The sequence below is a fragment of the Pseudazoarcus pumilus genome (assembly GCF_002872475.1).
GTDB classification, from domain to species: Bacteria; Pseudomonadota; Gammaproteobacteria; order Burkholderiales; family Rhodocyclaceae; genus Pseudazoarcus; species Pseudazoarcus pumilus.
Genome location: NZ_CP025682.1, coordinates 2,463,918 through 2,488,610 on the forward strand (window position 1 = coordinate 2,463,918; position 24,693 = coordinate 2,488,610).

General features: G+C 67.2%; 26 protein-coding genes. 22 read left to right on the forward strand and 4 right to left on the reverse strand.

Annotated elements, in window-relative coordinates; translation table 11 throughout:
* Nucleotides 1-21: 21 nt before the first annotated feature.
* The 11 genes from C0099_RS12070 to proB all read left to right on the forward strand — a co-directional run bounded on the left by C0099_RS12070 (nt 22) and on the right by proB (nt 10,019).
* Nucleotides 22-531 (forward strand): TRAP transporter small permease, encoded by a 510-nt coding sequence (locus C0099_RS12070; RefSeq protein ID WP_102247647.1) that lies wholly within the window; start codon nt 22-24, stop codon nt 529-531.
* Nucleotides 532-541: 10 nt separating this feature from the next.
* Nucleotides 542-1,831: a TRAP transporter large permease gene (locus C0099_RS12075; RefSeq protein ID WP_102247648.1), complete on the forward strand. Its 1,290-nt coding sequence runs from the start codon at nt 542-544 to the stop codon at nt 1,829-1,831.
* Between the two features lie 44 nt (nt 1,832-1,875).
* Nucleotides 1,876-3,111, forward strand: a complete 1,236-nt coding sequence (locus C0099_RS12080) for an aconitase X (protein WP_102247649.1) — start codon at nt 1,876-1,878, stop codon at nt 3,109-3,111.
* Complete coding sequence (locus tag C0099_RS12085; protein WP_102247650.1) at nt 3,108-3,527, forward strand: aconitase X swivel domain-containing protein; 420 nt, start codon at nt 3,108-3,110, stop codon at nt 3,525-3,527. Before C0099_RS12080 ends, C0099_RS12085 begins: the two co-directional genes overlap by 4 nt.
* An 81-nt stretch (nt 3,528-3,608) precedes the next feature.
* The gene (locus C0099_RS12090) at nt 3,609-4,382 is read left to right on the forward strand and encodes a TSUP family transporter (protein WP_102247651.1); all 774 of its coding nucleotides are present in this window, start codon (nt 3,609-3,611) and stop codon (nt 4,380-4,382) included.
* Between the two features lie 49 nt (nt 4,383-4,431).
* Nucleotides 4,432-5,217, forward strand: a complete 786-nt coding sequence (locus C0099_RS12095) for a GntR family transcriptional regulator (protein ID WP_102247652.1) — start codon at nt 4,432-4,434, stop codon at nt 5,215-5,217.
* Nucleotides 5,218-5,242: 25 nt separating this feature from the next.
* Nucleotides 5,243-6,973, forward strand: a complete 1,731-nt coding sequence (locus C0099_RS12100) for a SulP family inorganic anion transporter (protein ID WP_102247653.1) — start codon at nt 5,243-5,245, stop codon at nt 6,971-6,973.
* A gap of 152 nt (nt 6,974-7,125) precedes the next feature.
* On the forward strand, nt 7,126-7,437 hold the full coding sequence (gene rplU, locus C0099_RS12105) for a 50S ribosomal protein L21 (protein ID WP_102247654.1): 312 nt from the start codon (nt 7,126-7,128) through the stop codon (nt 7,435-7,437).
* 18 nt (nt 7,438-7,455) lie between these two features.
* Complete coding sequence (gene rpmA / locus C0099_RS12110; RefSeq protein ID WP_102247655.1) at nt 7,456-7,719, forward strand: 50S ribosomal protein L27; 264 nt, start codon at nt 7,456-7,458, stop codon at nt 7,717-7,719.
* A gap of 72 nt (nt 7,720-7,791) precedes the next feature.
* Nucleotides 7,792-8,883: an Obg family GTPase CgtA gene (gene cgtA / locus C0099_RS12115; protein ID WP_102247656.1), complete on the forward strand. Its 1,092-nt coding sequence runs from the start codon at nt 7,792-7,794 to the stop codon at nt 8,881-8,883.
* 20 nt (nt 8,884-8,903) lie between these two features.
* Nucleotides 8,904-10,019 (forward strand): glutamate 5-kinase, encoded by a 1,116-nt coding sequence (gene proB / locus C0099_RS12120; RefSeq protein WP_102247657.1) that lies wholly within the window; start codon nt 8,904-8,906, stop codon nt 10,017-10,019.
* 10 nt (nt 10,020-10,029) lie between these two features.
* Here proB and glpK read toward each other — a convergent pair whose 3' ends face one another.
* The gene (gene glpK / locus C0099_RS12125) at nt 10,030-11,520 is read right to left on the reverse strand and encodes a glycerol kinase GlpK (RefSeq protein WP_102247658.1); all 1,491 of its coding nucleotides are present in this window, start codon (nt 11,518-11,520) and stop codon (nt 10,030-10,032) included.
* 122 nt (nt 11,521-11,642) lie between these two features.
* On the opposite strand from glpK, the gene C0099_RS12130 reads away from it, so the two are divergent.
* On the forward strand, nt 11,643-12,005 hold the full coding sequence (locus C0099_RS12130; protein WP_102247659.1) for a SpoIIAA family protein: 363 nt from the start codon (nt 11,643-11,645) through the stop codon (nt 12,003-12,005).
* Entirely contained in the window at nt 12,002-12,853 is an 852-nt protein-coding gene (locus C0099_RS12135; protein WP_102247660.1) for a sulfurtransferase, read from the forward strand. Before C0099_RS12130 ends, C0099_RS12135 begins: the two co-directional genes overlap by 4 nt.
* 60 nt (nt 12,854-12,913) lie before the next feature.
* Here C0099_RS12135 and murI read toward each other — a convergent pair whose 3' ends face one another.
* Both murI and queG read right to left on the reverse strand, forming a co-directional pair.
* The gene (murI, locus tag C0099_RS12140; RefSeq protein ID WP_102247661.1) at nt 12,914-13,723 is read right to left on the reverse strand and encodes a glutamate racemase; all 810 of its coding nucleotides are present in this window, start codon (nt 13,721-13,723) and stop codon (nt 12,914-12,916) included.
* Between the two features lie 27 nt (nt 13,724-13,750).
* Nucleotides 13,751-14,836, reverse strand: coding sequence for a tRNA epoxyqueuosine(34) reductase QueG (queG, locus tag C0099_RS12145; protein WP_228151583.1), 1,086 nt, complete (start codon nt 14,834-14,836; stop codon nt 13,751-13,753).
* On the opposite strand from queG, the gene tsaE reads away from it, so the two are divergent.
* From tsaE to ispH, 7 genes are read left to right on the forward strand one after another with little or no spacing between them, the layout of a single operon-like run.
* A complete protein-coding gene (gene tsaE, locus C0099_RS12150; RefSeq protein ID WP_102248495.1) occupies nt 14,819-15,334 on the forward strand; it encodes a tRNA (adenosine(37)-N6)-threonylcarbamoyltransferase complex ATPase subunit type 1 TsaE in 516 nt (171 codons plus the stop codon). The genes queG and tsaE overlap by 18 nt on opposite strands.
* Entirely contained in the window at nt 15,289-16,551 is a 1,263-nt protein-coding gene (locus C0099_RS12155; protein ID WP_102247662.1) for an N-acetylmuramoyl-L-alanine amidase, read from the forward strand. Before tsaE ends, C0099_RS12155 begins: the two co-directional genes overlap by 46 nt.
* Nucleotides 16,552-16,611: 60 nt before the next feature.
* Nucleotides 16,612-17,547, forward strand: coding sequence for a bifunctional riboflavin kinase/FAD synthetase (locus C0099_RS12160; RefSeq protein ID WP_102247663.1), 936 nt, complete (start codon nt 16,612-16,614; stop codon nt 17,545-17,547).
* Nucleotides 17,548-17,561: 14 nt separating this feature from the next.
* Complete coding sequence (gene ileS / locus C0099_RS12165) at nt 17,562-20,372, forward strand: isoleucine--tRNA ligase (RefSeq protein WP_102247664.1); 2,811 nt, start codon at nt 17,562-17,564, stop codon at nt 20,370-20,372.
* A gap of 18 nt (nt 20,373-20,390) precedes the next feature.
* On the forward strand, nt 20,391-20,882 hold the full coding sequence (lspA, locus tag C0099_RS12170) for a signal peptidase II (RefSeq protein ID WP_102247665.1): 492 nt from the start codon (nt 20,391-20,393) through the stop codon (nt 20,880-20,882).
* Nucleotides 20,879-21,313: an FKBP-type peptidyl-prolyl cis-trans isomerase gene (locus C0099_RS12175; RefSeq protein ID WP_102247666.1), complete on the forward strand. Its 435-nt coding sequence runs from the start codon at nt 20,879-20,881 to the stop codon at nt 21,311-21,313. Before lspA ends, C0099_RS12175 begins: the two co-directional genes overlap by 4 nt.
* 11 nt (nt 21,314-21,324) lie before the next feature.
* Nucleotides 21,325-22,263, forward strand: a complete 939-nt coding sequence (gene ispH, locus C0099_RS12180; protein ID WP_102247667.1) for a 4-hydroxy-3-methylbut-2-enyl diphosphate reductase — start codon at nt 21,325-21,327, stop codon at nt 22,261-22,263.
* A 58-nt stretch (nt 22,264-22,321) separates the two neighbouring features.
* On the opposite strand, the gene C0099_RS12185 is transcribed toward ispH, so the two are convergent.
* Nucleotides 22,322-23,425 carry an aromatic ring-hydroxylating oxygenase subunit alpha gene (locus C0099_RS12185; protein ID WP_102247668.1) on the reverse strand — a complete coding sequence of 368 codons (1,104 nt, stop codon included), beginning with the start codon at nt 23,423-23,425 and terminating at the stop codon, nt 22,322-22,324.
* 129 nt (nt 23,426-23,554) lie between these two features.
* On the opposite strand from C0099_RS12185, the gene xseB reads away from it, so the two are divergent.
* Nucleotides 23,555-23,788: an exodeoxyribonuclease VII small subunit gene (xseB, locus tag C0099_RS12190; RefSeq protein ID WP_102247669.1), complete on the forward strand. Its 234-nt coding sequence runs from the start codon at nt 23,555-23,557 to the stop codon at nt 23,786-23,788.
* Nucleotides 23,785-24,678 (forward strand): polyprenyl synthetase family protein, encoded by an 894-nt coding sequence (locus tag C0099_RS12195; RefSeq protein WP_228151584.1) that lies wholly within the window; start codon nt 23,785-23,787, stop codon nt 24,676-24,678. Before xseB ends, C0099_RS12195 begins: the two co-directional genes overlap by 4 nt.
* The last annotated feature ends 15 nt before the right edge of the window (nt 24,679-24,693 follow it).

The following is a 24,693-nucleotide window of genomic DNA, read 5'->3' on the forward strand; positions in this document are numbered from 1 at the left end:
AACCGGCAAGGAGACCCCGCAATGTCTTCCGTGCAAGAACCGACGGGCTTCGTGCGCACGCTCGAGGCGGCCGGCAAGCTGATGACCGGCTTGTCCGTGGTGCTGATGATCGTGCTCGCGCTGCCCATCGTCTACGACGCGCTGTTGCGCGCCCTCGGCTACCCCACCATCTGGGTGTTCGAGACCACGCTGTATGCCTTCATCTTCATCGGCTTTCTCGGCAACGCGCTGGCGGTCAAGCGCGGGGCGCACTTTCGCGTGACCATCATCGCGCAGCTGTTTCCGCGCGCCAAACCGGCACTGGACATGATCTCCAATGTCTCGGTGCTGCTGTTCGCACTGCTGGTGATCAGCTCCGGCATCTATTTCGCGTGGTATTCGTGGTCTAACACGATCTCGTCCTCGACCCTGCTCGAGGTGCCGCTGTGGATCCCCAACCTGGCGATTCCGATCGGCGGACTGGGCCTGCTACTTCAAACCATCGTGCAGATGTGCTGCGGCATGCCCGAGCACGGTGAAGCCGGCGACTGAGGGCATACAGATGGATTTCATCCACGATTACGGCGGCTTCATCGCCATCTTCCTGCTGTTCTTCTTCATGCTGCTGTCGATGCCGGTGTTCGTCGCGATGGGGCTGTCGGCCTTTCTCGCCTCGTTGCTGCTCGAGGATCCGTTCCTGGCATTCCGCTCCTTCATCCAGATCAGCTGGCAGGGTGCGTCGATCTTCGAACTGGTGGCGCTGCCGCTGTTCATCCTGACCGGCACCATCATGCAGCGTACCGACGCGGGCCGCGACCTGTTCGAGGTCACCAAGGCCTGGGCCGGCTCCATCCCCAACTCGCTGGGCGTGGCGACCATCCTCGCCTGCGGCATTTTCGCGGCGATCTCGGGTTCGAGCATCGCCACCGCCGCCACGGTCGGCCTGGTGGCGATCCCGCTATTGCTCGACGAGGGCTACGGCCAGCGTCGCGCGGGCGGCTTCGTGGCCGGCGGCGGCACGCTGGGCATCATCATCCCGCCGTCGATCCCGCTGATCCTGTATGGCGTGATCACCGAGACCTCGATCGGCCAGCTGTTCATCGCCGGTGTGCTGCCCGGCATCCTGATGATGTCGCTGTTCCTGCTCTACGTGGTCTGTTCGCGCCCCACCGTGCTCACCCGCCACGAAGTGCCGCTGGCCGAGAAGCTGCGCATCACGCGGCGCTCGATCGGCGTGATCCTGCTGCCGCCGATCATCATCGCCGCGATCTACACCGGCGCGTTCACGCCCACCGAGGTCGGCGCGCTGGCGGTGGTGTATGTGGCGATCCTGGGTTTCGTACAGCGCCGGCTGGACTGGCCCAAGCTGCGCGAGGCGGCCATCGTCGCCACGGCGACCACGTCGATGCTGTTCATGCTGATCGTGTTCGGCCAGTTCTTCGCCCACTTCCTGACCTTCGAGCAGGTACCGCAGAGCATCGCCCAGGCCATCATCGACAACGCCTCCGGCCTCGCCGCGGTGACGCTGATGATCCTCGCCTACGTGGTGATGGGCATGTTCCTGGAGAGTGCGGCGATGCTGCTCATCTCCATTCCGATCTTCTATCCGGTCGCGATGCAGCTGGGCATGGACCCGCTGGTGTTCGGCATCTTCGCCTGCATCGCAATGGAGATCGCGCAGATCTCGCCGCCGATCGGGGTGAATCTGTTCACGATCCACGGCATCTCGCGCATCAAGCTCGGGCGCCTGGCACTGGGCGCGGCGCCCTTCCTGCTGATCCAGATCACGATGCTGTACGTCGTGTATTTCTTCCCGGAATTGGTGCTGTGGCTCCCCGATTCCATGAAATGAGCACCACCCGAGCCCGCTTTACGTAATAACGAAGGATTGTTGCGATGAAACTCACAGACGAAGAACGCGCGATGCTCGCCGGCGAATTCGGCCAGCCGTGCAAATGGGCCATCGAGCACATGATGCAGGTCGGCCGGCTGTTCGACGCCGAGGATTTCGTGCCGGTGTCGCAGGCGCACATGATGGCCGACCCCGAATCGCTGGGGGATGCCGGCGTGCGCTTTCTCGAGGAGCAGGCGGCCGGGGGCGGGCGCGTGCGCATTCCGATGATCACCGACCCGCGCGGCGTCGACCTGTCCTATTACAAGGAACTGGGCCAGACCGAGGACATGGCGAACCTGGAGCGACGCACCATCGCTGCCTGCGGCAAGCTCGGCATCCTGATGACCGACACCTGCATCAACTACCAGACCATCATGCCGCCGGTGCGCGGCGACCACGTGGCCTTCGGCGACACCGGCGTGGTGATCTACTGCAACAGCGTGCTCGGCGCGTATTCGAACTTCGAGGGCGGCCCGTCCGCGCTGGCCGCGGGGCTGACCGGGCGCACGCCGCGCTACGGCCTGCACCTGGACGCCAAGCGCCGCGGCACGCGCCGCTTCGTCGTGCGTCACCAGCCGCGCGGGCTGACGGACTGGGGCATTCTCGGCGGCATCGTAGGCCGTGCCAGCGGATCGTACTGGCAGGTGCCGGTGATCGAGGGTATCGAGCACGCGCCGTCCTCCGATGACATGAAGCACCTCGGGGCCGCAATGGCGAGCTACGGCTCCACCCCGCTGTTCCACATCGTCGGCGTCACGCCCGAGGCGCCCATGCTCGCGGCCGTGTTCGACGGCACACCGCCGCCCGCCACCGAGATCACCGAGACCGACTACCGCGACTTCCAGGGCAGCTTCGGCGGACGCGGCGAAAAGGTCGACGTGGTGGTCTTCGCGGCGCCGCAGCTGTCGCTGATCGAGATGTCGCGCGTGGCCGAACTGCTCGACGGCCGCCACATTCACGCCGACACCGCGATGATCGTGTGCACCTCGCCACCGGTCGCGGCCGACTGCGACCGCCTCGGCCTGACCGCGCGCATCGAGGCCTCCGGCGCCAAGGTGCTGCGCGGCACCTGCTTCTACCAGCAATACGCGCGCGAGATGGGCGAGGCCAATGGCTGGCGCCGCCTGCTTTCCAATTCCACCAAGATCGTCAACATCATCGGCGGTTACGGCTACCAACCCTCGCTGGCGAGCATGGAGGCATGCGTCGATTCGGCGGTCGCAGGAGAAATCGTATGAGCACCATCCTCAAATGCCATGTCGGCGTCGGCAAGAAGGTACGCGGCACCGCGCTGGTGGCCAATGACAACTTCTCGGCACGCTACGACCTGGATCGCCTCAAGGGCGTGTTCTCGCGCCCGGCGCACAAGCTGGTCGGCCAGTCCTACGTCGACCGCATCCTGGTGCTCAACACCGCCAAGGGCGGCGTGGCCTCGGCCTGGATGCTGCACGAGATGCGCTCGCGCGACATGGCGCCGGCCGCGATCCTGTTCAACGAGGCCAACACCATCCTCGCCCAGGGTGCGGCACTGGCCGGCATGACGCTGTGCGACCGCTTCGCCGACGGCGATGTGACGCAGCTCATTCGCAGCGGCGACGAGCTGATCGTCGACCCGGAAGCGGGCACCGTCGAGATCGTCGCCGCTGCCGCATGAACCCCGTCTCCCCCGCTGCGGCGGGGCCACTTGTGCGAGACGCCTCGCCCGTCAGGGCGGGGCGTCGGCGCTGGACCAAGCATGGAAAACCTGCACCCGTTGCAATACGTGGCCATCGGCGCACTGTTCGTGTGGAGCGGTTTCGTGCGTGCCGGGCTGGGCTTCGGCGGCGCCGTGCTGGTGCTGCCCCTGCTGCTGCTGATCGTCGACGACGCGCTCGTCTTCCTGCCGGTGATCGCCGTACACATGCTGATCTTCGGGCTGTGGGCGGCGCTGCGCGGAGCGCTGCGACCGGCCGGCACGACCGCAGCGCGCACGAGCGGCGTCGACTGGACCTATCTGGCGCGCGCCACGCCGTGGATGCTGCCGCCGGCCATCGTCGGCATCTTCGGGCTGCTGACACTGCCGCCGCGCGTGACCAGCGCGATCATCTTCGCGATCGTCGTGGCCTACGCGCTGGGCTATGTGTTCGCGCGTCCGATCCGCAGCCGCGGACCGAAGAGCGACGCCGCCCTGCTCGCGCTGGGCGGCTACGTGATGGGCAACTCGCTGATCGGCGGCCCGCTGATCGTCGCGGTGTTCGCCGCCCATGTGGCGCGCGAGCGATTGCGCGACACGCTGCTGGTGGCGTGGGTCGGCATGGTGGTGATCAAGCTCGTGTCCTTCGTCGCCGCCGGCGTGGATCTGCAACTGGTGCATCACGTCTGGCTGCTGCCGTGCGCGCTGCTCGGGCACGTGGCCGGCCAGCGCCTGCACGACCGCCTGCTGATGAGCGATGCAACGCGCTTCTTCCGCGCGCTCGGCGTGCTGCTGCTGGCGCTGGGGATCTTCGGGCTGATCGACACGCTGCGCTGAACGCGCGGCATGTCGGCCTGCGTCACAATGCCAGGTGGGAGGAGGATGGATGGAGGCAATGACGGACCGCGCCGCCGAGATCGTGCGCCGCATCCCGCGCGAGGGCAGCCGGCAAACCAAGCACGTGCAGTTGCGCATGGCGATCAAGGAATCGATCAAGCAGGGCGTGTGGAGGCCGGGCGAGAAGCTGCCCACCGAGACCGAACTGGCCGACAGTCTGCCGTTCAGCCTGGGCACCATCCAGCGCTGCTTCCGCGATCTGGTCGACGAGGGCATCGTGGTGCGCAAGCGCGGTCACGGCACCTTCATCCCGCCGCGCATCAAGGAGCTGTTCGACCCCTGGCACATGCGCTTTCTGGCCGACGACGGCAAGAGCTTCCTGCCCGTCTATGCCCATGTGCTGCGTCGCTTCACGATCACCGGCCACGGCCGCTGGAGCGAACATCTGGGCCAGCGCTCGGAGAAGATCCTGCGCATCGACCGGCGCATGCAGATCGGCGAGGAATTCTCGGTCTATGCGCGCTTCTACGCCTGCATCGACCGCGTCGCCACGCTCGCCGAACGGCCCATCGAGTCGCTGCACAGCGCCAACATCAAGAAGCTGATCGCGGCCGAGTTCAACACCCAGCTGGCCACAGCGCGCCACTACATCGAACAGGCGACGATTCCGGTACCCGGCTGTCTGGCCATCGGTGTGCCGGTCGGCACCACTGCCATTCTGGTAAGCTGCACGGCATTTTTCGGCTCCGGCCCGGCCGTCTACTATCAGGAATTCTTCGTGCCGCCGACCCGGCGCAAACTGTTCCTCGAGAGCCGGCTCGGACTGGGCCTGTGAATCGGTAATCACCTCCTTCGCCCGCATGAACCAGCCCCCCCCGACCTGGCGCGACCGCCTGATGCCTTTCCTCGCCTGGCCCGCGCAATGGCGCGCGCTGGGCGTGCGCGGCGACATCATCGCCGGCATCACCGTCGGTCTGGTGCTGGTGCCACAGGCGCTGGCGTATGCGCAGCTGGCAGGGCTGCCGCCGCACATCGGCCTGTACGCGGCGCTGCTGCCGGCCATCGTGGGCGCGCTATTCGGCTCCTGCGGCGCGATCGCCACCGGCCCGGTGGCGCTGACCTCGCTGCTCACTGGAGCGAGCGTGATCGCGGTGGCGCGCCCCGGCACCGAGGGTTTTCTCGAAGCGGCGATCGTGCTGGCCCTGCTCTCCGGCCTGATCCAGCTCGCCCTCGGCGGCCTGCGTCTGGGCTGGCTGCTCAAGCTGCTGTCGCGTCCGGTGATGACCGGCTTCATCAACGCCTCCGCGCTGCTCATCGCACTGTCGCAGGTGCCGTCGATGCTGGGGCTGCGCATGGAGCGCTCCGAGCACTTCATGGTCGATTTCCTGAACATGCTGACCAGCTTCACGGACCTGCACCTGCCGGCGCTGGCATTCGGGCTGGCCACGCTGGCTGCGCTGATCCTGATGCGGCGCATCGCACCGAAGCTGCCCGGGGTGCTGATCGTCGTCGCCATCGCCACCGCGATCTCAGCCGCGACCGGCTTCGAGGCCGGCGGCGGGCGAGTCGTCGGCCACGTGCCGCAGGGCCTGCCCGACTTCGTGCTGCCGGCCTTCGACTGGAACCTCATCGTCGCGCTGTTCCCGGCCGCCTTCGTCATCGCGCTGGTGAGCTTCATGGAGGTCACCGCCAGCGCCAGCGTGATCACTGCCCGCACAGGCGAGCGCTGGCGACAGAACCAGGAACTGATCGGCCAGGGCCTGGCCAAGATTGCATCGGCGCTCAACGGCGGCATGCCGGTGTCGGGCTCGTTCTCGCGCTCGGCCCTGAATTTCGCCACCGGCGCACATACCGGTCTTTCGTCGATCGTCTCGGCGGCCTTCGTCGTCGTCACGCTGCTGTTCCTGACGCCGCTGCTGTGGCATCTGCCGATCGCCGTGCTGGCTGCCGTCATCGTGCTGGTCGTATTCAACCTGCTCGATCCGGCCGCCTTCGTGCGCACCTGGCAGGCCGGTCGCGACGACGGCGTGGCCGCGACCGCGACCCTGGTGTCCACGCTGGCCTTCGCGCCCAACATCCAGAACGGCATTCTGGTCGGCCTGCTGATTTCGCTGTCGCTGATGCTCTACCGCGACATGCAGCCGCGCGTGGCGCTGCTCGGCCTGCACGAGGACGGTACCTACCGCGACCGCGAACGCTTCGGCCTGCCCCACCCGCACCCGAATCTGGTGATCATGCGCTTCGACAGCGCACTGACCTTCGTCACCTCGGAACTGTTCGAGGACGCCGCGGCCGACGCGCTGCGCGCGCAGCCCGACGTCAAGGTGTTGCTGGTCTCGGCCGCCGGCATCAACAACGTCGACTCGACCGGACTGGACGCGATCTCGGCACTGCATGCGCGCGCCATCGCGGAGCAGCGCACGCTGGCCTTCTGCGGGTTGAAGAAGCAGATCATCGACGCAATGGAGCGCACCGGCCTTTGGGAGCGCCTGCAGCCGCACGCGCATTACCGCACCGAGCAGCACGCGCTCGAAGTCCTGCTGGCGGAGTTGCCCCCACCACCGGAAGATGACACCCCGTCGGCCGATTAAGCATCGCAGGCACACATCGGACATCGCCCTACCCGACAAGCGGTAACGTCCGACGCGCCGCGCCGAACCGGCACAAGTCCTTGACTATCCGCGACTTGGACGGCAGAATGCGCGATTCTTCGCACCACCTATCCATTCATTGGAGCTTTTCCATGTACGCGGTCATAAAAACCGGCGGCAAGCAGTATCGCGTCGCTGCCGGCCAAAAACTCAAGGTAGAACAGATACCGGCTGACGTGGGCTCCGAAATCACTCTCGACCAGGTTCTGATGGTCGGCGAAGGCGAGTCGGTCAAGATCGGCACGCCACTGGTTTCGGGCGCAACGGTCAAGGCCACCGTGGTCTCGCACGGTCGTCACGACAAGATCCGCATCTTCAAGATGCGCCGACGCAAGCACTACCAGAAGCGTCAGGGTCATCGCCAGAACTTCACCGAGCTTCGCATCGAAGACATCACGGCCTGAGTCAGGAGGGAATAAGACATGGCACACAAAAAAGCCGGCGGCAGTTCCCGTAACGGTCGCGACTCCGAATCAAAACGACTCGGCGTCAAGCGTTACGGTGGCCAGGCCGTCACCGCAGGCAACATCCTCATCCGTCAGCGTGGCACCCAGTACCATCCGGGCGACAATGTCGGCATGGGCAAGGACCACACGCTGTTCGCGCTGTCCGACGGCACCGTGCAGTTCTCGGTCAAGGGCCCGCTCAAGCGTCGCTTCGTGGCGATCGTTCCGAACGCGGCCTGAGCGCCCCCGAAGACGCGAAAAGCCCTATCCTCGGGATAGGGCTTTTTCGTTTCCGCTCACCGGAAAACCACAATGAAATTCTTTGACGAAGCGCGCATCGAAGTCTTCGCCGGCGACGGCGGCAATGGCGCCGCCTCGTTCCGGCGCGAGAAGTTCGTGCCGCGCGGCGGTCCGGACGGCGGCGACGGCGGGCGTGGCGGCAGTGTCTATGCGGTCGCCGACCGCAACCTGAACACGCTCATCGACTACCGCTTCAAGCGCAACTTTCGCGCCCAGCGCGGCGAGAATGGCCGCGGCGCCGACTGCTACGGCAAGGGCGGCGAGGACATCGTGCTGCGCATGCCGGTGGGCACCGTGATCACCGACTACGAGACGGGCGAGCTGATCGCCGACCTCGACGAGGACGGCAAGCAGGTCATGGTCGCGCGCGGCGGCAAGGGCGGGCTGGGCAACCTGCATTTCAAGTCCAGCGTCAACCGCGCACCGCGCAAGCGCACCATGGGCGAGGAAGGCGAACGCCACATGCTGCGCCTCGAACTGAAGGTGTTGGCCGACGTCGGCCTGCTGGGCATGCCCAATGCAGGCAAGTCCACCTTCATCCGCTCGGTCTCGGCCGCACGCCCCAAGGTCGGTGATTACCCGTTCACGACGCTGCAGCCCAACCTCGGCGTGGTGCGTACCAGCGAGGAGCGAAGCTTCGTCATCGCCGACATTCCCGGCCTGATCGAGGGTGCGGCCGATGGCGCCGGCCTGGGTCACCAGTTTTTGCGCCACTTGCAGCGCACCCGCGTGCTGCTGCACCTTGTCGATCTGGCGCCCTTCGATCCCGAGGCCGACCCGGTCCACGACGCCAAGGCCATCGTCGAAGAACTGCGTCGCTACGACGAAGCGCTCTACGCCAAGCCGCGCTGGCTGGTGCTCAACAAGCTCGACCTGATTCCCGAAGAAGAGCGCGGCGCGCGCGTGTCCGCCTTCCTCGAGGCCTACGGGCCGGTGGAGCGGCACTTCGAGATCGCCGCGATCAACGGCGACGGTTGCCGCGCTCTGATCTTCGCGCTGCAGGATTTCCTCGATGTCGAGCGTGCGCGCATCGAAGCCGAGCAAGCCGCCGAGCGCGCCAACGTGGCCGAAGACACGCCCCCGACCGAAGAGCGCGCCGACTGAACCCGTGATTCGATAAGGCCATGAGAGAGAAGATCCGATCCTCCCGCCGCCTCGTCGTCAAGGTCGGCAGCGCGCTGGTGACCCGCAACGGCGCCGGCCTGGACAAGACCGCGATGGCCGACTGGGCGCGCCAGATCGCCGAATTGCGTGCGGCCGGCAAGGAAGTCGTGCTGGTTTCATCGGGTGCGATCGCCGCCGGCATGCAGCGCCTCGGATGGACCAAGCGCCCGCACGAGATGCACCGCCTGCAGGCGGCAGCCGCGGTCGGTCAGATGGGGCTGGTCGAGGCGTATGAAGAAGCCTTCTCGGCACACGGCGTGCACACCGCGCAGATTCTCCTCACGCACGAGGATCTCGCCGACCGCAAGCGCTACCTCAATGCGCGCTCGACGCTGGCCACGCTGCTCGAGCTGGGCGTGGTGCCCATCATCAACGAGAACGACACCATCGTCACCGACGAGATCAAGTTCGGCGACAACGACACGCTGGGCGCCCTGGTGGCCAACCTGATCGAAGCCGACGTGCTGGTCATCCTGACCGACCAGCCCGGCCTGTTCACGGCGGACCCGCGCAAGGATCCGACCGCGACCCTGATTGGCGAGGCTGCGGCCGAGGATGCCAGCCTGGAAGCGATGGCCGGCGGCGCCGGCACCGGTCTGGGCAAGGGCGGCATGATCACCAAGGTGCGCGCAGCGCAACGCGCGGCACGCAGCGGCGCACACACCTGCATCGCCAGCGGCGCCGAACCGGACGCACTGGTTCGTCTGGCCGCGGCCGAGCCGCTGGGCACGCTGCTGTTCGCCACCAGCAGCCCGCTGGCCGCGCGCAAGCAGTGGATGGCCGACCACCTGCAACTGGCTGGCAGCCTCGTCGTCGACGAGGGCGCGGCCAGGGCGCTGGCCACCGGCCGCAGCCTACTACCGGTGGGCGTGGTCGAGGTGCGCGGCGAATTCGAACGCGGCGCGGTAGTGGCCTGCCGCACGGGCGCCGGTGAGGAAGTCGCGCGCGGCCTGGTCAACTACAGCAGCAACGAATGCCGCCGCATCGCCCGCCAGCCCAGCAACCGCATCGAGGCCCTGTTGGGCTACATCGACGAGCCCGAGCTGATCCACCGCGACAACATGATCATGCGCTGAGCCGCGTGTCTCACTCCTGCGCCCAGTCGCGCGCGCGCTCCACGCCGCGATGCCAGCGCGCGATGACCGCCTCACGCCGGTCACGCGACATGCGCGGCTGAAAGCGCGCCGCCTCCCGCCAGTGCGAGGCCACTGTCGCCTCGTCTGCCCACACACCGACCCCCAGCGCAGCCAGACAGGCCGCACCGAAGGCGGTGGTCTCGAGCATCTCGGGACGCACCACCGGCACGCCGAGCAGGTCCGCCTGCATCTGCATCAACAGGTTGTTGGCCGCGGCCCCGCCGTCGACGCGCAGTTCACGCAACGGGCCGGCTCCGTCGGCGTCCATGGCCGTGACCAGATCGACCGTCTGCAGCGCAATCGCCTCGAGCGCGGCGCGTGCGATGTGCGCGCGCGTCGTGCCGCGCGTGAGCCCCAACAGCGTGCCACGCGCATAGGCATCCCACCACGGCGCGCCCAGCCCGGTGAAGGCCGGCACCAGCACCACGCCAGCGCTGTCGGGGACCGAGGCGGCGAGCGCCTCGATGTCTTCCGATCTGCGCACCAGCCCCAGTTCGTCGCGCAGCCACTGCACCAGCGCACCGCCCACGAAGATGCTCCCCTCGAGCGCGTAGGTGCTGGCACCCCGCTGCCGCCAGCCGATCGTCGTGAGCAGCCGATTGGCCGACTCCACCGCACGTTCGCCGGTATTCATCAGCAAAAAGCAGCCCGTGCCATAGGTCTGCTTGGCCATGCCCGGCGCAAGACACGCCTGACCGAAGGTCGCCGCCTGCTGGTCGCCGCCGATGCCGGCGATCGGAATGCTTGCGCCGAGCACGTCGCGCTGCGCGTGGCCACACACGCCGATGCTGTCGACGACCGTCGGCAGCATCGACCGCGGGATGTCGAACAGCGCGAGCAGATCGTCGTCCCACTGTCCGCGGTGGATGTCGTAGAGCATCGTGCGCGAGGCGTTGCCGGCGTCGGTCGCGTGCAGCGCCCCGCCGCTCAGGTGCCAGATCAGCCAGGCATCTACGGTGCCGAAGGCCAGCTCGCCACGCCGCGCACGTTCGCGCGCGCCGGGCACCTCGCGCAGGATCCATGCGAGCTTGGTGGCCGAGAAATAGGCGTCCAGCTCCAGCCCGGTGCTGCGCCGAATCGCTTCGGCCTGGCCGACCGCGCGCAGGCGGTCACAGTCGGGCGCGGTGCGCCGGTCCTGCCAGACGATGGCCGGCGCGATCGCGCGCCCCGTCGCGCGCTCCCACACGATGGTCGTCTCGCGCTGATTGGCGATACCCAGCCCGACGACGTCCGACGGCGCAACGCCGGCCTCGGCGATCGCCGCGCGCGCGCAGTCGAGCTGCGTGGTCAGGATCTCGTGCGCGTCGTGCTCGACCCAGCCAGGCTGCGGGTAGTGCTGGCGAAACTCGCGCTGTGATGCCCCGCGCACCCGTCCATCGGTATCGAACACCATCGCGCGCGAGCTGGTCGTGCCCTGATCGAGGGCGAGCAGACAGGTCATCGCAGCCTCCGTGATCGGCAACAGGACACGAGCCTATCAGGGGGGGCGCGGCGCGCGCGCCTCTCGACGCCCTCCGCCTGGCGCTCTATAGTGGTCTGCACGCAATCGACGCGGAGAACGACATGATCACCATCGACCAGAGCGAGCAGCGCATCTCGATCGCCGTGTTCGGCGAATTCACGCTCGCCGACTACCGCGAATTCGAGGAAATCTTCAACTACACGCACCGCTTCAAGGGCCCGGTGGACCTGTTCATCGATCTGCGCGAAATGGCCGGCTTCACGGTCGACGTGGCGTGGGAAGACATCAAGTTCTCCCGCCAGCACAGCAAGGACTTCCGCCGCATCGCAGTGCTCACCGAAAGCGAGTGGCTCACCTGGAGCGCATGGGTCACGCAACTCTTCGTCGACGGCCAGGTGCTGGTTTTCAACGACGAGGCCGAAGCGTTGGCCTGGATCGAAACGCCTACCGAGTCCATCGAATGAAGCATTACGACACGATCATCGACGTCGGTACGCTGGCCACCCATCTTGGAGAGGAAGGCCTGCGCCTCATCGACTGCCGCCATGATCTAGCCGACCCGGGTGCCGGCCGGCATGCCTACGCCGAAGGCCACATCCCCGGCTCACGCTTCCTGCACCTGGACGAAGATCTGTCCGGCCCGCGCGACGGGCGCAACGGTCGCCACCCGCTGCCCGACCCCGACGAGTTCGCCGCGCGGCTCGGCCGGCGCGGCATCCGCGCCGACGATCAGGTCGTGGCCTACGACGATGCCGGCGGCGCGATCGCCGCGCGACTGTGGTGGATGCTGCGCTGGATCGGCCACGATCGCGTGGCCGTGCTCGACGGCGGCTGGCGCGCCTGGCGCGAGGCCGGCCACCCGGTCGAGACGCAGATCCACGAGGCGTTGCCGACCACGCACGGCGTGCATCCGGGCTCGGTCGCCGCGATCGGTACGCAGGCCCTGCGCGGCGCGCTGGAGCGCGACGAAGTGCTGCTCATCGACGCACGCAGCCCGGACCGCTTTCGAGGCGAGAACGAGACCCTGGACCCGGTCGCCGGCCACATCCCCGGCGCCGTGAACCGCTTCTTCCGTGAAAATCTGCAAGGTGGGCGCTTCCGCCCCGCCGATGAACTGCGCGCCGAATTCCTCGCCCTGCTCGGCTCACGCAACCCCACCGAGATCGTGCACCAGTGCGGCTCCGGCGTGACCGCCTGCCACAACCTGCTGGCCATGGAGATCGCCGGCCTTTCCGGCGCAAGCCTCTATCCGGGTTCGTGGAGCGAGTGGTGCGCCGATCCGTCACGCCCCGTCGCGACCGGACCCGGGTAGGTCGGAGCGAGCGCAGCGAGGTCCGACACTGCGACCTGCCGGCGGGCCATCCGGGGAAAATCAGTCGACGGCCCAGTCCACCTTCTCCACCGTCCCCAGCGAGCGCCCCAGGAAGCGCTCGCCGATGGCCTCGAAGCGCAAGGGCACGTCCGTGACATAAAAGCGATGCGCCGGCTTGCCCGCCTCGCGCGCGAGCCCCTGTCGCCGCAACTCGTCCGCGGCCAGCTCGGCGGTCGTCGTGGCCGAATCCACCAGCCCCACGCGACGCCCCACCACCCGCTGCAACAACGGTTTGAGCAGCGGATAGTGGGTGCAGCCCAGCACCAGCGTATCGACCTCCTCGGCCAGCACCGGCTTGAGATATTCGCGCGCCGTCATGCGCGCCACCGGGTGATCCAGCCAGCCCTCCTCGACCAGCGGCACGAACAGCGGACAGGCCGCCGAATACACGCGCACGCCGCGATCGAGCGCATGGATGCGCTCGGCGTAGGCATTGCTGTTGATCGTCGTCGGCGTACCGATCACCCCCACGCGCCGGCTGCGCGACCCGGCCACAGCCGCCCGCGCGCCGGCATCGATCACGTCGATCACCGGCACCTCGCCCGCACACTCGCGCACCACGTCGTCGGCCACAGCCGCCATCGTGTTGCACGCGACGATCAGCATCTTCACGTCGCGCTGCATCAGAAAGCGCGCGATCTCCCCCGCGAATCGGCGGATCGTCGCCACCGACTTGATGCCGTATGGCACGCGCGCAGTATCGCCGAAGTACACGATGTCCTCGAACGGAAGGCGATCCATCAACGAGCGCACCACGGTCAGCCCGCCGATGCCGGAATCGAATACGCCGATTGCGCCGTCTGTCGCCATCCGTAGCCCCGAGAAAATTGGCGGATTCTAGCCCGCGTGCTGCTCCAGCGCCCAGCAGACGTGCTCGCGCACCAGCTCGGAGCGATCTTCGGCGCGAGCGCGCAGCGCCGCGACGATCTCGGGCGTGGTGGGCGCGTTGCCCAGGGCCACGGCCAAATTGCGCGACCAGCGCTCATAACCGATGCGGTGGATCGCACTGCCGGCGGTGCGCTCGTGAAAGTCTGCCTCGGTCCACGCGAACAGCTCGACCAGCGTGGCCGCATCGAGCGCGTTGCGCGGGGCGAAGTCGGGCTCGGCGGTGATGCGTGCGAAGCGGTTCCACGGGCACACGAGCTGGCAGTCGTCGCAGCCGTAGATGCGGTTGCCGATCATCGGGCGCAACTCTTCGGGGATCGCACCCTTGAGTTCGATCGTGAGATACGAAATGCACAGGCGTGCATCGACCTCGTAGGGTGCGACGATGGCGCCGGTGGGACAGGCGTCGATGCAGGCCGTGCATGTGCCGCAGTGCTCGGCCTGCGGCGCGTCGACGGGCAGCGGCAGGTCGGTGAAGATCTCGCCGAGAAAGAACGTGGAGCCGGCTTCGCGGTTGAGCAGCAAGGTGTGCTTGCCGCGCCAGCCCAGGCCGGCACGGGTGGCGAGTTCGACTTCGAGCACAGGAGCGGAGTCGACGAATACGCGGTGGCCGTGTGGCACTTCCGCCTCGATGCGCTTTGCGAGCTTGGCGAGGCGCGCGCGCATGAGCTTGTGGTAGTCGCGTCCCAGCGCATAGCGCGATACATAGGCACGCGCGGGGTCGGCGAGTGCGGCCTCGGCATCGGCCGCGTCGGGCCAGTAGTTCATGCGCGCGCTGATCACGCGCACGGTGTCGGGCAGCAGTTCGGCCGGGCGGGCGCGCTTCATGCCGTGGCGCGCCATATAATCCATCTCGCCGTGGAAACCCGCGGCCAGCCACGCGGCCAGCCCCGGTTCGGCCTCACGCAGATCGACCCCGGTCACCGCGACCGCATCGAAACCCAGCTCCGCACCCCAGGCGCGGATGCGCGCGACGAAGGCGGCACCGTCGGCATCGACGGGGCCGTCGGAGGCTTGAGCATGATTCAGGACATTCACCCCATCGATGATACCGGCAGCGGCTTCTCCGCACATCTGGCGGACGAGGCAGACACCGAGCGCGCCGGCGCGGCGCTGGCCGAGGGGCTTGCTGCAGGGCTGGTCATCTACCTCGTCGGCGACCTCGGCGCAGGCAAGACGACACTGGTTCGCGGCTGTCTGCACGGGCTCGGTCACACCGGAAAGGTAAAAAGCCCCACTTACACCTTGATTGAACCTTATGTAGTTTCTAGATTAAACTTATATCACTTTGATTTTTATCGGTTCAACGTTCCGGAAGAATTCCTGGAAGCAGGGCTGGAAGAATATTTCTCCGGAACGGGCGCGTGCCTTGTAGAATGGCCCGGCAAGGCCGAACCGTACATCGCCAATGCCGACATCGAAGTTCGCCTCAGCGTCCGCGCCCCGGGCAGGGACATCGAGGTCGAAGCACTGACGGAAACCGGACGAAGATGCGTTCACATCATGATGTCGACCCTGCAAGCCTGCCCGTCCTGAATCCTCCGGCGGGCATCACGCGACGCGAACTGCTGCGCTTCGCCGGTGCCTCCCTCGCCCTGCTCGTCAGCCCCGTCGGCTTCGCCGCCGCCACCAGTCTGGTGGCCGTACGCGTGTGGCCCGGCACCGAATACACCCGCATCACGCTCGAGAGCGAACGCGGCATCGAGTTCAGCCAGATGATGCTGAGCGACCCTGATCGTCTCGTCATCGATCTGAAGGGCATCGAGTTCAACGCCGTGGTGCAGTCGCTTCCCGACAAGGTGCTCGAATCCGACCCCCTGATCCACCGCATCCGCGCTGCCATCAACCGTCCGGGCGTGGTGCGTGTGGTGGTCGACCTCAAGGCCGGCATCAAGCCGCAGATCTTCACGCTCAACCCGATTGCGAGCTACGGCCACCGACTGGTCGTGGACCTGTATCCGAGCGAGCCGGTCGATCCCATCCTGGCGCTGCTCGAAAAACCGCGCGAAGCCGGGCATCAGGCAGCCCGTCCGCACATCCACACGGTGGTGATCGACCCCGGTCACGGCGGCGAGGATCCGGGCGCCATCGGTCGGCGCGGCTCCTACGAGAAGAACGTCACGCTGTCGATCGCCAAGCGCCTGAAGGCACGCATCGACGCCCAGCCCGACATGCAGGCAGTGCTCACGCGCAATGGCGATTACTTCGTGCCGCTGTACCAGCGCGTCGCGATCGCGCGCCGCGCCAAGGCCGACCTGTTCGTGTCCATTCACGCCGACGCCTTCGTCAAGCCGCAGGCCAACGGCAGCTCCGTGTACGTGCTCTCCGAGCGCGGCGCGACCAGTACCGCCGCACGCTGGCTCGCCCAGAAGGAGAACGAGGCCGACCTGATCGGCGGCGTCAACCTCACGCGCCAGGAAGGCCATCTCGCCCGCACCCTGCTCGACCTGTCGCAGACGGCCACGATCAACGACAGTCTCAAGCTGGCCTCCTCCGTGCTGAGCCAGCTCGGCGGCATCAATCGCTTGCACAAGCCGCAGGTCGAACAGGCCGGCTTCGCCGTGCTGCGCTCGCCCGACGTGCCGTCGATCCTCGTCGAGACGGCCTTCATCAGCAACCCCGACGAGGAGCGGCGCCTGAACGACGGCGCCTATCAGAACAAGCTGGCCGACGCCATCATCGACGGCATCCGCGAATACCTCGACACCGGCGCCCCGGCACGGCGCACGACGGTCGCACGCGCGACCGACTAAGCGGCGCGCATCGCGCAGAACGTGTTCAATACCGTATAATTGCGCCTTTTTCAGGCGCTTATGCAGGTTCTTCGGAGGATTCCGGAGCGGGCTACGCAGCCGTCGGTGCTGAGCATCGGCAACTTCGACGGCGTGCACCGCGGCCACCAGGGCTTGCTCGATCTGCTCGTAGAGCGCGCGCGCGCGCTGGACGCGGCTGCAACCGTGCTGACCTTCGAGCCGCACCCGCGCGAGTATTTCTCCCCGGAGACCGCCCCGACGCGACTCGCGTCGATGCGTGACAAGCTGCTACAGCTCGCCGCCCATGGGGTCGATCGCGCCTACGTGTGCCGCTTCGACGCGGGCCTTGCCGCGATGAGCGCCGAGGATTTCGTCGAAAACATGCTGGTGCGCGGGTTGGACGTGCGCCATCTGATCATCGGTGACGACTTCCGCTTCGGCGCGCGCCGCCAGGGTGATTTTGCCCTGCTACAGCGTGAAGGTGCGCGCGCCGGTTTCGGTGTCGAGGCGATGCCCACGCTCGAACACGACGGCGTGCGGGTTTCCAGTTCGGCGGTTCGCGCCGCGCTGGCCGATGGCGCGCTCGATCGCGCGGCCGAGCTGCTCGGCCGGCCCTACAGCATCGCCGGGCGGGTGGTGGCCGGCAAGCAGCTCGGGCGCAGCATCGCCTACCCCACCGCCAACATCGCGCTGCGCCATCGCCGCCCTGCGCTGACCGGCGTGTTCGCGGTCGCCGTCGAAGGGCTCGCGCCCGCGCCCGTGGCCGGCATCGCCAACCTCGGTTCGCGCCCGACGGTCGGCGGCCAATGCCCCAACCTCGAGGTGCACATGCTCGACTGGAGCGCCGAGTGCTATGGCGCCCATCTGCGCGTGCATTTCCTGCACAAGCTGCGCGACGAGGCGCGTTACGATTCGCTCGATGCGCTGAAACAACAGATTCGCCGCGACGAGGCCGCCGCCCGCGCCTGGTTCGCAGACCACCCCCTACAGGACTGAATCCCACCGCAGACATGGCCGACTACCGCAAGACGCTCAATCTCACGGACACGCCCTTCCCTATGCGCGGCAACCTCGCCAAGAGGGAACCGGGCTGGATCGCCGAGTGGCAGGACCGCCGACTCTATCAGCGCATCCGCGAGAAGGCGCAGGGGCGCCCGCGCTTCGTGCTGCACGACGGGCCGCCGTACGCCAACGGCGACATCCACATCGGCCATGCGGTGAACAAGATCCTCAAGGACATCATCGTGCGCTCGAAGACGCTGGCCGGCTTCGACGCCCCTTACGTGCCGGGCTGGGACTGTCACGGACTGCCGATCGAGCACCAGATCGAGAAGACCCACGGCAAGCATCTGCCCGCCGACCAGGCACGGCGCCTGTGCCGCGAATATGCCGAGGAGCAGGTACAGCGCCAGAAGAAGGACTTCATCCGTCTGGGCGTGCTCGGCGACTGGGACAACCCCTACCGCACGATGGCCTTCGAAACCGAGGCGGCGGAAGTGCGCGCACTCGGCGAGATCCTGCAGCGAGGCTATCTGTTCAAGGGACTCAAGCCGGTGAACTGGTGTTTCGATTGCGGTTCGGCCTTGGCCGAGGCCGAGGTCGAATATCAGGACCATCGCTCGCCGATGGTCGACGTCGGCTTCCCGCTGGCGATGGCCGAGCGCAGCCGACTCGCACACGCCTTCGGTCTCGATGCGTTGCCCGGCGGGCCGGTATTCGCGGTGATCTGGACAACCACGCCGTGGACCATCCCCGCCAACCAGGCACTCAACGTGCACCCCGAGGTGGTCTACGAGCTGGTCGAGACCGAGCGCGGCATGCTGGTGCTCGCCGCCGAGCTGCGCGCGGCCTGCCTCGAACGGTACGCGCTGCAAGGCCGCGTGCTCGGCGCGTGCCGCGGCATCGCCCTCGACCGCATCGAGTTCCGCCATCCGTTCTACGATCGCGTCTCGAGCGTCATGCTCGGCGACTACGTCGGCACCGACACCGGCACCGGCGTCGTACACAGCGCGCCGGCCTACGGCATGGACGACTTCGTCACGTGCACGCGCTACGGCATGCGCTTCGACGAGATCCTCACGCCGGTACAGGCCGACGGGCGCTACGCCGACAGCCTGGAATTCTTCGGTGGCCTGTCAATCTGGAAGGCCAACCCCAAGGTCATCGAAAAGCTCGACGAAGCCGGCTGCCTGTTCTCGTCGGGCAGCCTGAACCACAGCTACATGCACTGCTGGCGCCACAAGACGCCGGTGATCTACCGCGCAACCACGCAGTGGTTCGTCGGCATGGAGCGGGCCGAAGGGCGCGCCGCGGACGCGCCGACGCTGCGCGAACTGGCGCTCGACGCGGTCGAGGCCACCACCTTCTACCCGTCGTGGGGCAAGGCACGCCTGCACGCGATGATCGCCAACCGCCCGGACTGGTGCGTCTCGCGCCAGCGCAACTGGGGCGTGCCCATCCCGCTGTTCCTGCATCGCGAAAGCGGCGAGCCGCACCCGCGCAGCCTGGAACTGCTGGAACAGGTCGCGCAACGCATCGAACGCGAGGGCATCGACGCCTGGTTCCGTCTGGACGCGGCAGAGCTGCTCGGCGACGAGGCGGACGAGTACGAGAAGATGCGCGATACGCTGGACGTGTGGTTCGACTCCGGCACCACGCACTGGAGCGTGCTGCGCGGCTCGCATCGCGACGAATCGGGCTGGCCGGCGGATCTCTATCTGGAAGGCTCGGACCAGCATCGCGGCTGGTTCCACTCGTCGCTGCTCACCGGCTGCGCGATCGACGGCCGCGCACCCTACAAGGCACTGCTCACGCACGGCTTCGTGGTCGACGGCCAGGGCAAGAAGATGTCCAAGTCCAAGGGCAACGTCGTCGCCCCGCAGCAGGTCTCCGACACGCTGGGCGCCGAAGTCCTGCGTTTGTGGGTGGCGGCCACCGACTACTCGGGCGAGTTGACGATCTCCAAGGAGATTCTCGATCGCGTCGTCGAAGTCTATCGCCGGCTGCGCAACACGCTGCGCTTTCTGCTCTCCAACACCGCGGATTTCGACCCGGCGCGCGATGCCGTGCCGGTCGACCAGCTCCTCGACGTCGACGCCTGGGCGCTCGCCCATCTGGCGGGCCTGCAGCGCCAGATCACGGCCGACTACGAACGCTTCGAATTCCACCGCATCGTGCAGGCGCTGCAGAACTACGCGGCCGAAGATCTGGGCGCCTTCTACCTCGACATCCTCAAGGACCGCCTGTACACCACGCGCGCCGACTCGCGCGCACGCCGCTCGGCGCAGACCGCGCTGTGGCACATCACGCAGGCGGTGACGCGCCTGATGGCGCCCATTCTGTCTTTCACCGCCGAGGAGATCCAGGCACTGACCGGCGCGGGCGAAGACGACAGCGTGATGCTGCACACCTGGCACGAGATTCCCGGGATCGCCGACGCCGAAGCCCGCCTCGCGCGCTGGACGCTGATCCGCGAGGCACGCGCCGAGGCGCAGAAGGTGCTCGAGGACTTGCGCAGCGCCGGTGGCATCGGTGCCTCGCTGCAGGCGAACGTGTGCATCCGCGCCGCCGGCGAGCGCTTTGATGCGCTGGCCAGCCTGGGCGAGGACCTGCGCTTCGTCATGATCACCTCCAGCGCCGAGCTGGTGCGCGTCGCGACAGAAGCCGAACAAGGCGTCGAGGCGAACGCCTCGGAGCACGCCAAATGCGAACGCTGCTGGCACTACCGCGCCGACGTGGGCGCGCACGCCGAGCACCCGCAACTGTGCGGCCGCTGCCACGGCAACCTGCACGGCGAGCCCGAGGTGCGCCGCCATGCGTGATGCACGACAGGCTCGCCGATGAACGCGCGACTGGCGTCCTGGCTCGCGCTGTCGGCGCTGGTGGTGGTGGTCGACCAGGCCACCAAATGGCTCGTGCTGCAGACGCTGGCGGACCGCGCGCCGATCCAGGTGACGGATTTCTTCCGCCTGGTGCTGGTCTATAACCCGGGAGCGGCCTTCAGCTTTCTGGCCGACCAGCCGGGCTGGCAGCGCTGGTTCTTCGTCGGTCTGGCCGTGGTGATCTGCGGCTGGCTGCTCGCGCTGCTCTACCAGCACCGCGACGAGACCGCCTTGCCGCTGGCCTTCAGCCTGATCATCGGCGGCGCGATCGGCAACGTCATCGACCGCATCGCCTACGGTGCTGTGGTCGATTTTCTGTATTTTCACGTCGGCCAGTACGGCTGGCCGGCGTTCAATGCCGCCGACTCGGCGATCACGGTCGGCGTCGTCCTGATGCTGTGGACGCAGTTCCGCCCGCAGCGCAGGCCATCAAAGGAGTCCCCGCAATGAATTCATCCATCCAGTCCGAGAGCCTCGTCACGCTGCACTACCGCATCGAGCTGGCCAGCGGCCAGCCGCTGATCAGCACCTTCGACGGCAACCCGGCCACCCTGCAACTGGGCGCGGGCGAGATGCAGCCGCGCCTCGAGAGCCTGCTCGTGGGCCTCGAGAACGGCGCCGAGAAGAGTTTCGAACTGGCGCCGGGCGAAGCCTTCGGCGACTATCGCGAGGACCTGATCGAGCGCGTGCGGCGCGCCGACCTGCCCGAGAGCGAGGCCGGCATCGAGCCGATGAGCTTCATGGAATTCTTCGCGCCGGACGGCTCGCGCTATTCGGGGCTGGTCACCGAGGTGGACGACGAGGCGGTGACGATCGACTTCAACCATCCGCTCGCGGGCAAGGACATCCGTTTCGACGTCCGCGTGATCGGCGTGCTCTGAGCGGAGCGCGCATGAACGAAAAGCAGATCCTGCTGGCCTCCCCGCGCGGCTTCTGCGCCGGCGTGGAACGCGCCATCGACATCGTCGAGCGCGCGCTCGAACTGTTCGGCGCGCCCATCTACGTGCGTCACGAGGTCGTGCACAACCGCTTCGTGGTCGAGGACCTGCGCGTCAAGGGCGCGGTCTTCGTCGAGGAGCTCGACGAAGTGCCGGCCGGCGCGACGGTGATCTTCAGTGCCCACGGCGTGTCGCAGGCCGTACGCGACGAGGCCGACGCACGCGGCCTGAAGGTGTTCGACGCGACCTGCCCGCTGGTCACCAAGGTGCACAACGAAGTCGCGCGCATGCACGAGCAGGGGCGCGAAATCGTCATGATCGGCCATCGCGGCCACCCGGAGGTCGAGGGCACGATGGGTCAGATCGACGGCGGCATCCATCTGGTGGAATCGGTCGCAGACGTGGCCACGCTGGCGCCGGCCACGCCGCATTTCCTCTCCTTCGTCACTCAGACCACGCTGTCGATCGACGACGCCGCGGCCATCGTGACCGCCCTGCGCGAGCGCTTCCCGGACATACAGGGCCCGCGCAAGGACGACATCTGCTACGCCACGCAGAACCGTCAGGACGCGGTGCGCGCACTCGCCGGGCAGGTCGATGCGGTGATCGTGGTGGGCTCGCCCAACAGTTCCAATTCCAACCGCCTGCGCGAGGTTGCCGCCCTGCGCGGCATTCCCGCCTGGCTGGTCGATGATGCCGACGCGATCGACCCCGACTGGATCGCCGACAAGTCGCGCATCGGCGTGACCGCCGGCGCATCCGCCCCGGAAGTGCTGGTCGACTCGGTCATCGCACGCATCAGGGAGCTTGGCGGCAATTCGGTGCGAACCCTCGAGGGCGTGCCCGAGAAGGTCGTGTTTCCGCTGCCCAGGGCATTGCAGAAACAAAGCTGACATCGCAATGCAACAAGGCCGCCCGAGGGCGGCCTTGTTGCATTGCGGGCACGACGAATCACCCAGCGCCCATGCCCATCACCCGCCGGTAGAACTCGTGGAAGTGCTGCATGCCGTCTTCCATCGGCGACTGATAGGGGCCGACCTCATTGCGCCCCTCGCGGTACAGCGCCAGACGCCCGCGATCCATGCGTTCGGCGATCTCGTCGTCCTCGACGGCCGTCTCCATGTAGGCTGCCTGTTCAGCCTCGACGAAGTCACGCTCGAACTCCATGATCTCTTCCGGATAGTAGAACTCGACCACGTTGGTGGTCTTGTTCACGTCGCGCGGAATCAGCGTGCTTACCACCAACACGTGCGGATACCACTCGACCATCACGTTGGGGTAGTAGGTCAGCCACAGTGCGCCGTGAGGCGGCGGCTCGTCGCCGTAGATCGAGCGGACGGCCTCGTGCCAGCGCGCATAGGCCGCCGTGCCAGGTTTCGTCAGGGAGGTGGCGCCCACGCGCTGCACCGAATACCAGTCGCCGAACTGCCAGGTGAGGTCGTCGCAGGTGACGAAGTTGCCCAGCCCGGGGTGGAAGGGCGCGACGTGATAGTCCTCCAGATAGACCTCGATGAAGGTCTTCCAGTTGTAGTTGCACTCGTGAATCTCGACGCGGTCGAGCTTGAAACCGGAGAAATCGAACTGGTCGGCCACCTTCATTCCGGCCAGATCCTGCGCCACGTCGCGCGGCCCGCGAAACAACAGACCGTTCCAGCCCTGCAGCGGCTCGCGCCGCAGGTTCAGGCAGGGGTTGCAGGCGAAGTGCGGCGCACCCTTGAGGGCTCCGGCGGTGTCGTAGGTCCAGCGGTGCACCGGACACACGATGTGTTCGGTCGTGCCGCTGCCCTGCAGCATGATCGCCTGGCGATGGCGGCAGACGTTGGACATGCGATGGACGCCGTCGGCGTTGAGCACCAGCAGCGCCGCATGATCCAGCCATTCCAGGGACCGGTAGTTGCCGACTTCGGGTACCATCAGTTCATGGCCGACGTAGCCCGGACCGGCATCGAAGAGCAGCTTCAGCTCCTGCTCGAAGACCTTCTCGTCGAAATACGTCGACACCGGAAGCTGCGAAGCTGCCGGCGCAAGTTGCGCACGAAGAGCCGCGTCGGACATGTCCGAACCCCCACAAGCCAGAACAAAGAAATTCGGCGAAAAAAGAACCGGTTAATGTAAACCAAAAGCCGTTTGACCGCCAGCCGGGGGATCGGTTATGTTCGAAACTTTCCCCGCGCACGCATCCCCATGAGCAAATCCCCTGCAACGCCAAAATCCTTCGAGGCCGCCATCGGTGAACTGGAGGAGATCGTGCGCGCGATGGAGGCGGGTCAGCTCAGCCTGGAGCAGGCGCTCGACCATTACCAGCGCGGCGTCGGCTTGTTGCGCCACTGTCAGGATACCCTCGCGCGCGCCGAGCAGCGCGTCAGCCAGCTCGAAGGCGACACCCTGGTCGACGCTCCCCCGGGGAAGACATCGTGAGTTCGCGCGACTTCGCGGCCTGGATGGCCGCGATCCAGCAGCGCACCGAACAGGCGCTGGACGCGGCGCTGCCCGACGCAGCGCTCTCTCCCGACGAGCTCCACGCCGCGATGCGCTACGCGGTGCTCGAGGGTGGCAAGCGCGTGCGCGCCCTGCTTGTGCACGCCGCAGGCGAGATCGCTGCGGCCGAGCCCGAGCGGCTCGACCGCGCCGCCTGCGCAGTCGAGTTGATCCATGCCTATTCGCTCGTGCATGACGACCTGCCATGCATGGACAACGACGTGCTGAGGCGCGGCAAACCGACCGTACATGTCGAGTTCGGCGAGGCCACCGCCCTGCTCACCGGCGACGCCCTGCAGACGCTGGCCTTTCAGGTACTCTCCGATACGCCGCTGGCAGACGACGCAGGCCGTCAGCTCGAGATGATCGCGCAGCTCGCGCAGGCCTCGGGTTCGCGCGGCATGGCCGGCGGCCAGGCCATCGACCTGGCCTCGGTCGGCAAGGAGCTCACGCGCGAGGAGCTCGAATTCATGCACATCCACAAGACCGGCGCGCTGATCCGCGCCTCGGTACGTCTGGGTGCGCTGTGCGGCGCACCCGACGACGACGCCCTCGACCGGCTGGATCGCTACGGCAAACTCGTGGGTCTGCTCTTTCAGGTCGTCGACGACATCCTCGATGCGGACGCCGACACCGCGACCCTGGGCAAGACGGCCGGCAAGGATGCCGACCACGACAAGCCCACCTATGTCAGCCTGCTCGGCATCAGCGAGACGCGTGCGCTCGCCGACGCGCTGCTGGCCGAAGCATGCGAAGCACTCGCTCCGCTGGGCGGACGCGCGCATCATCTGGCGGAACTCGCCGGATTCATCGTCCATCGCAAGTTCTGAAGCCCGCACCGGGCG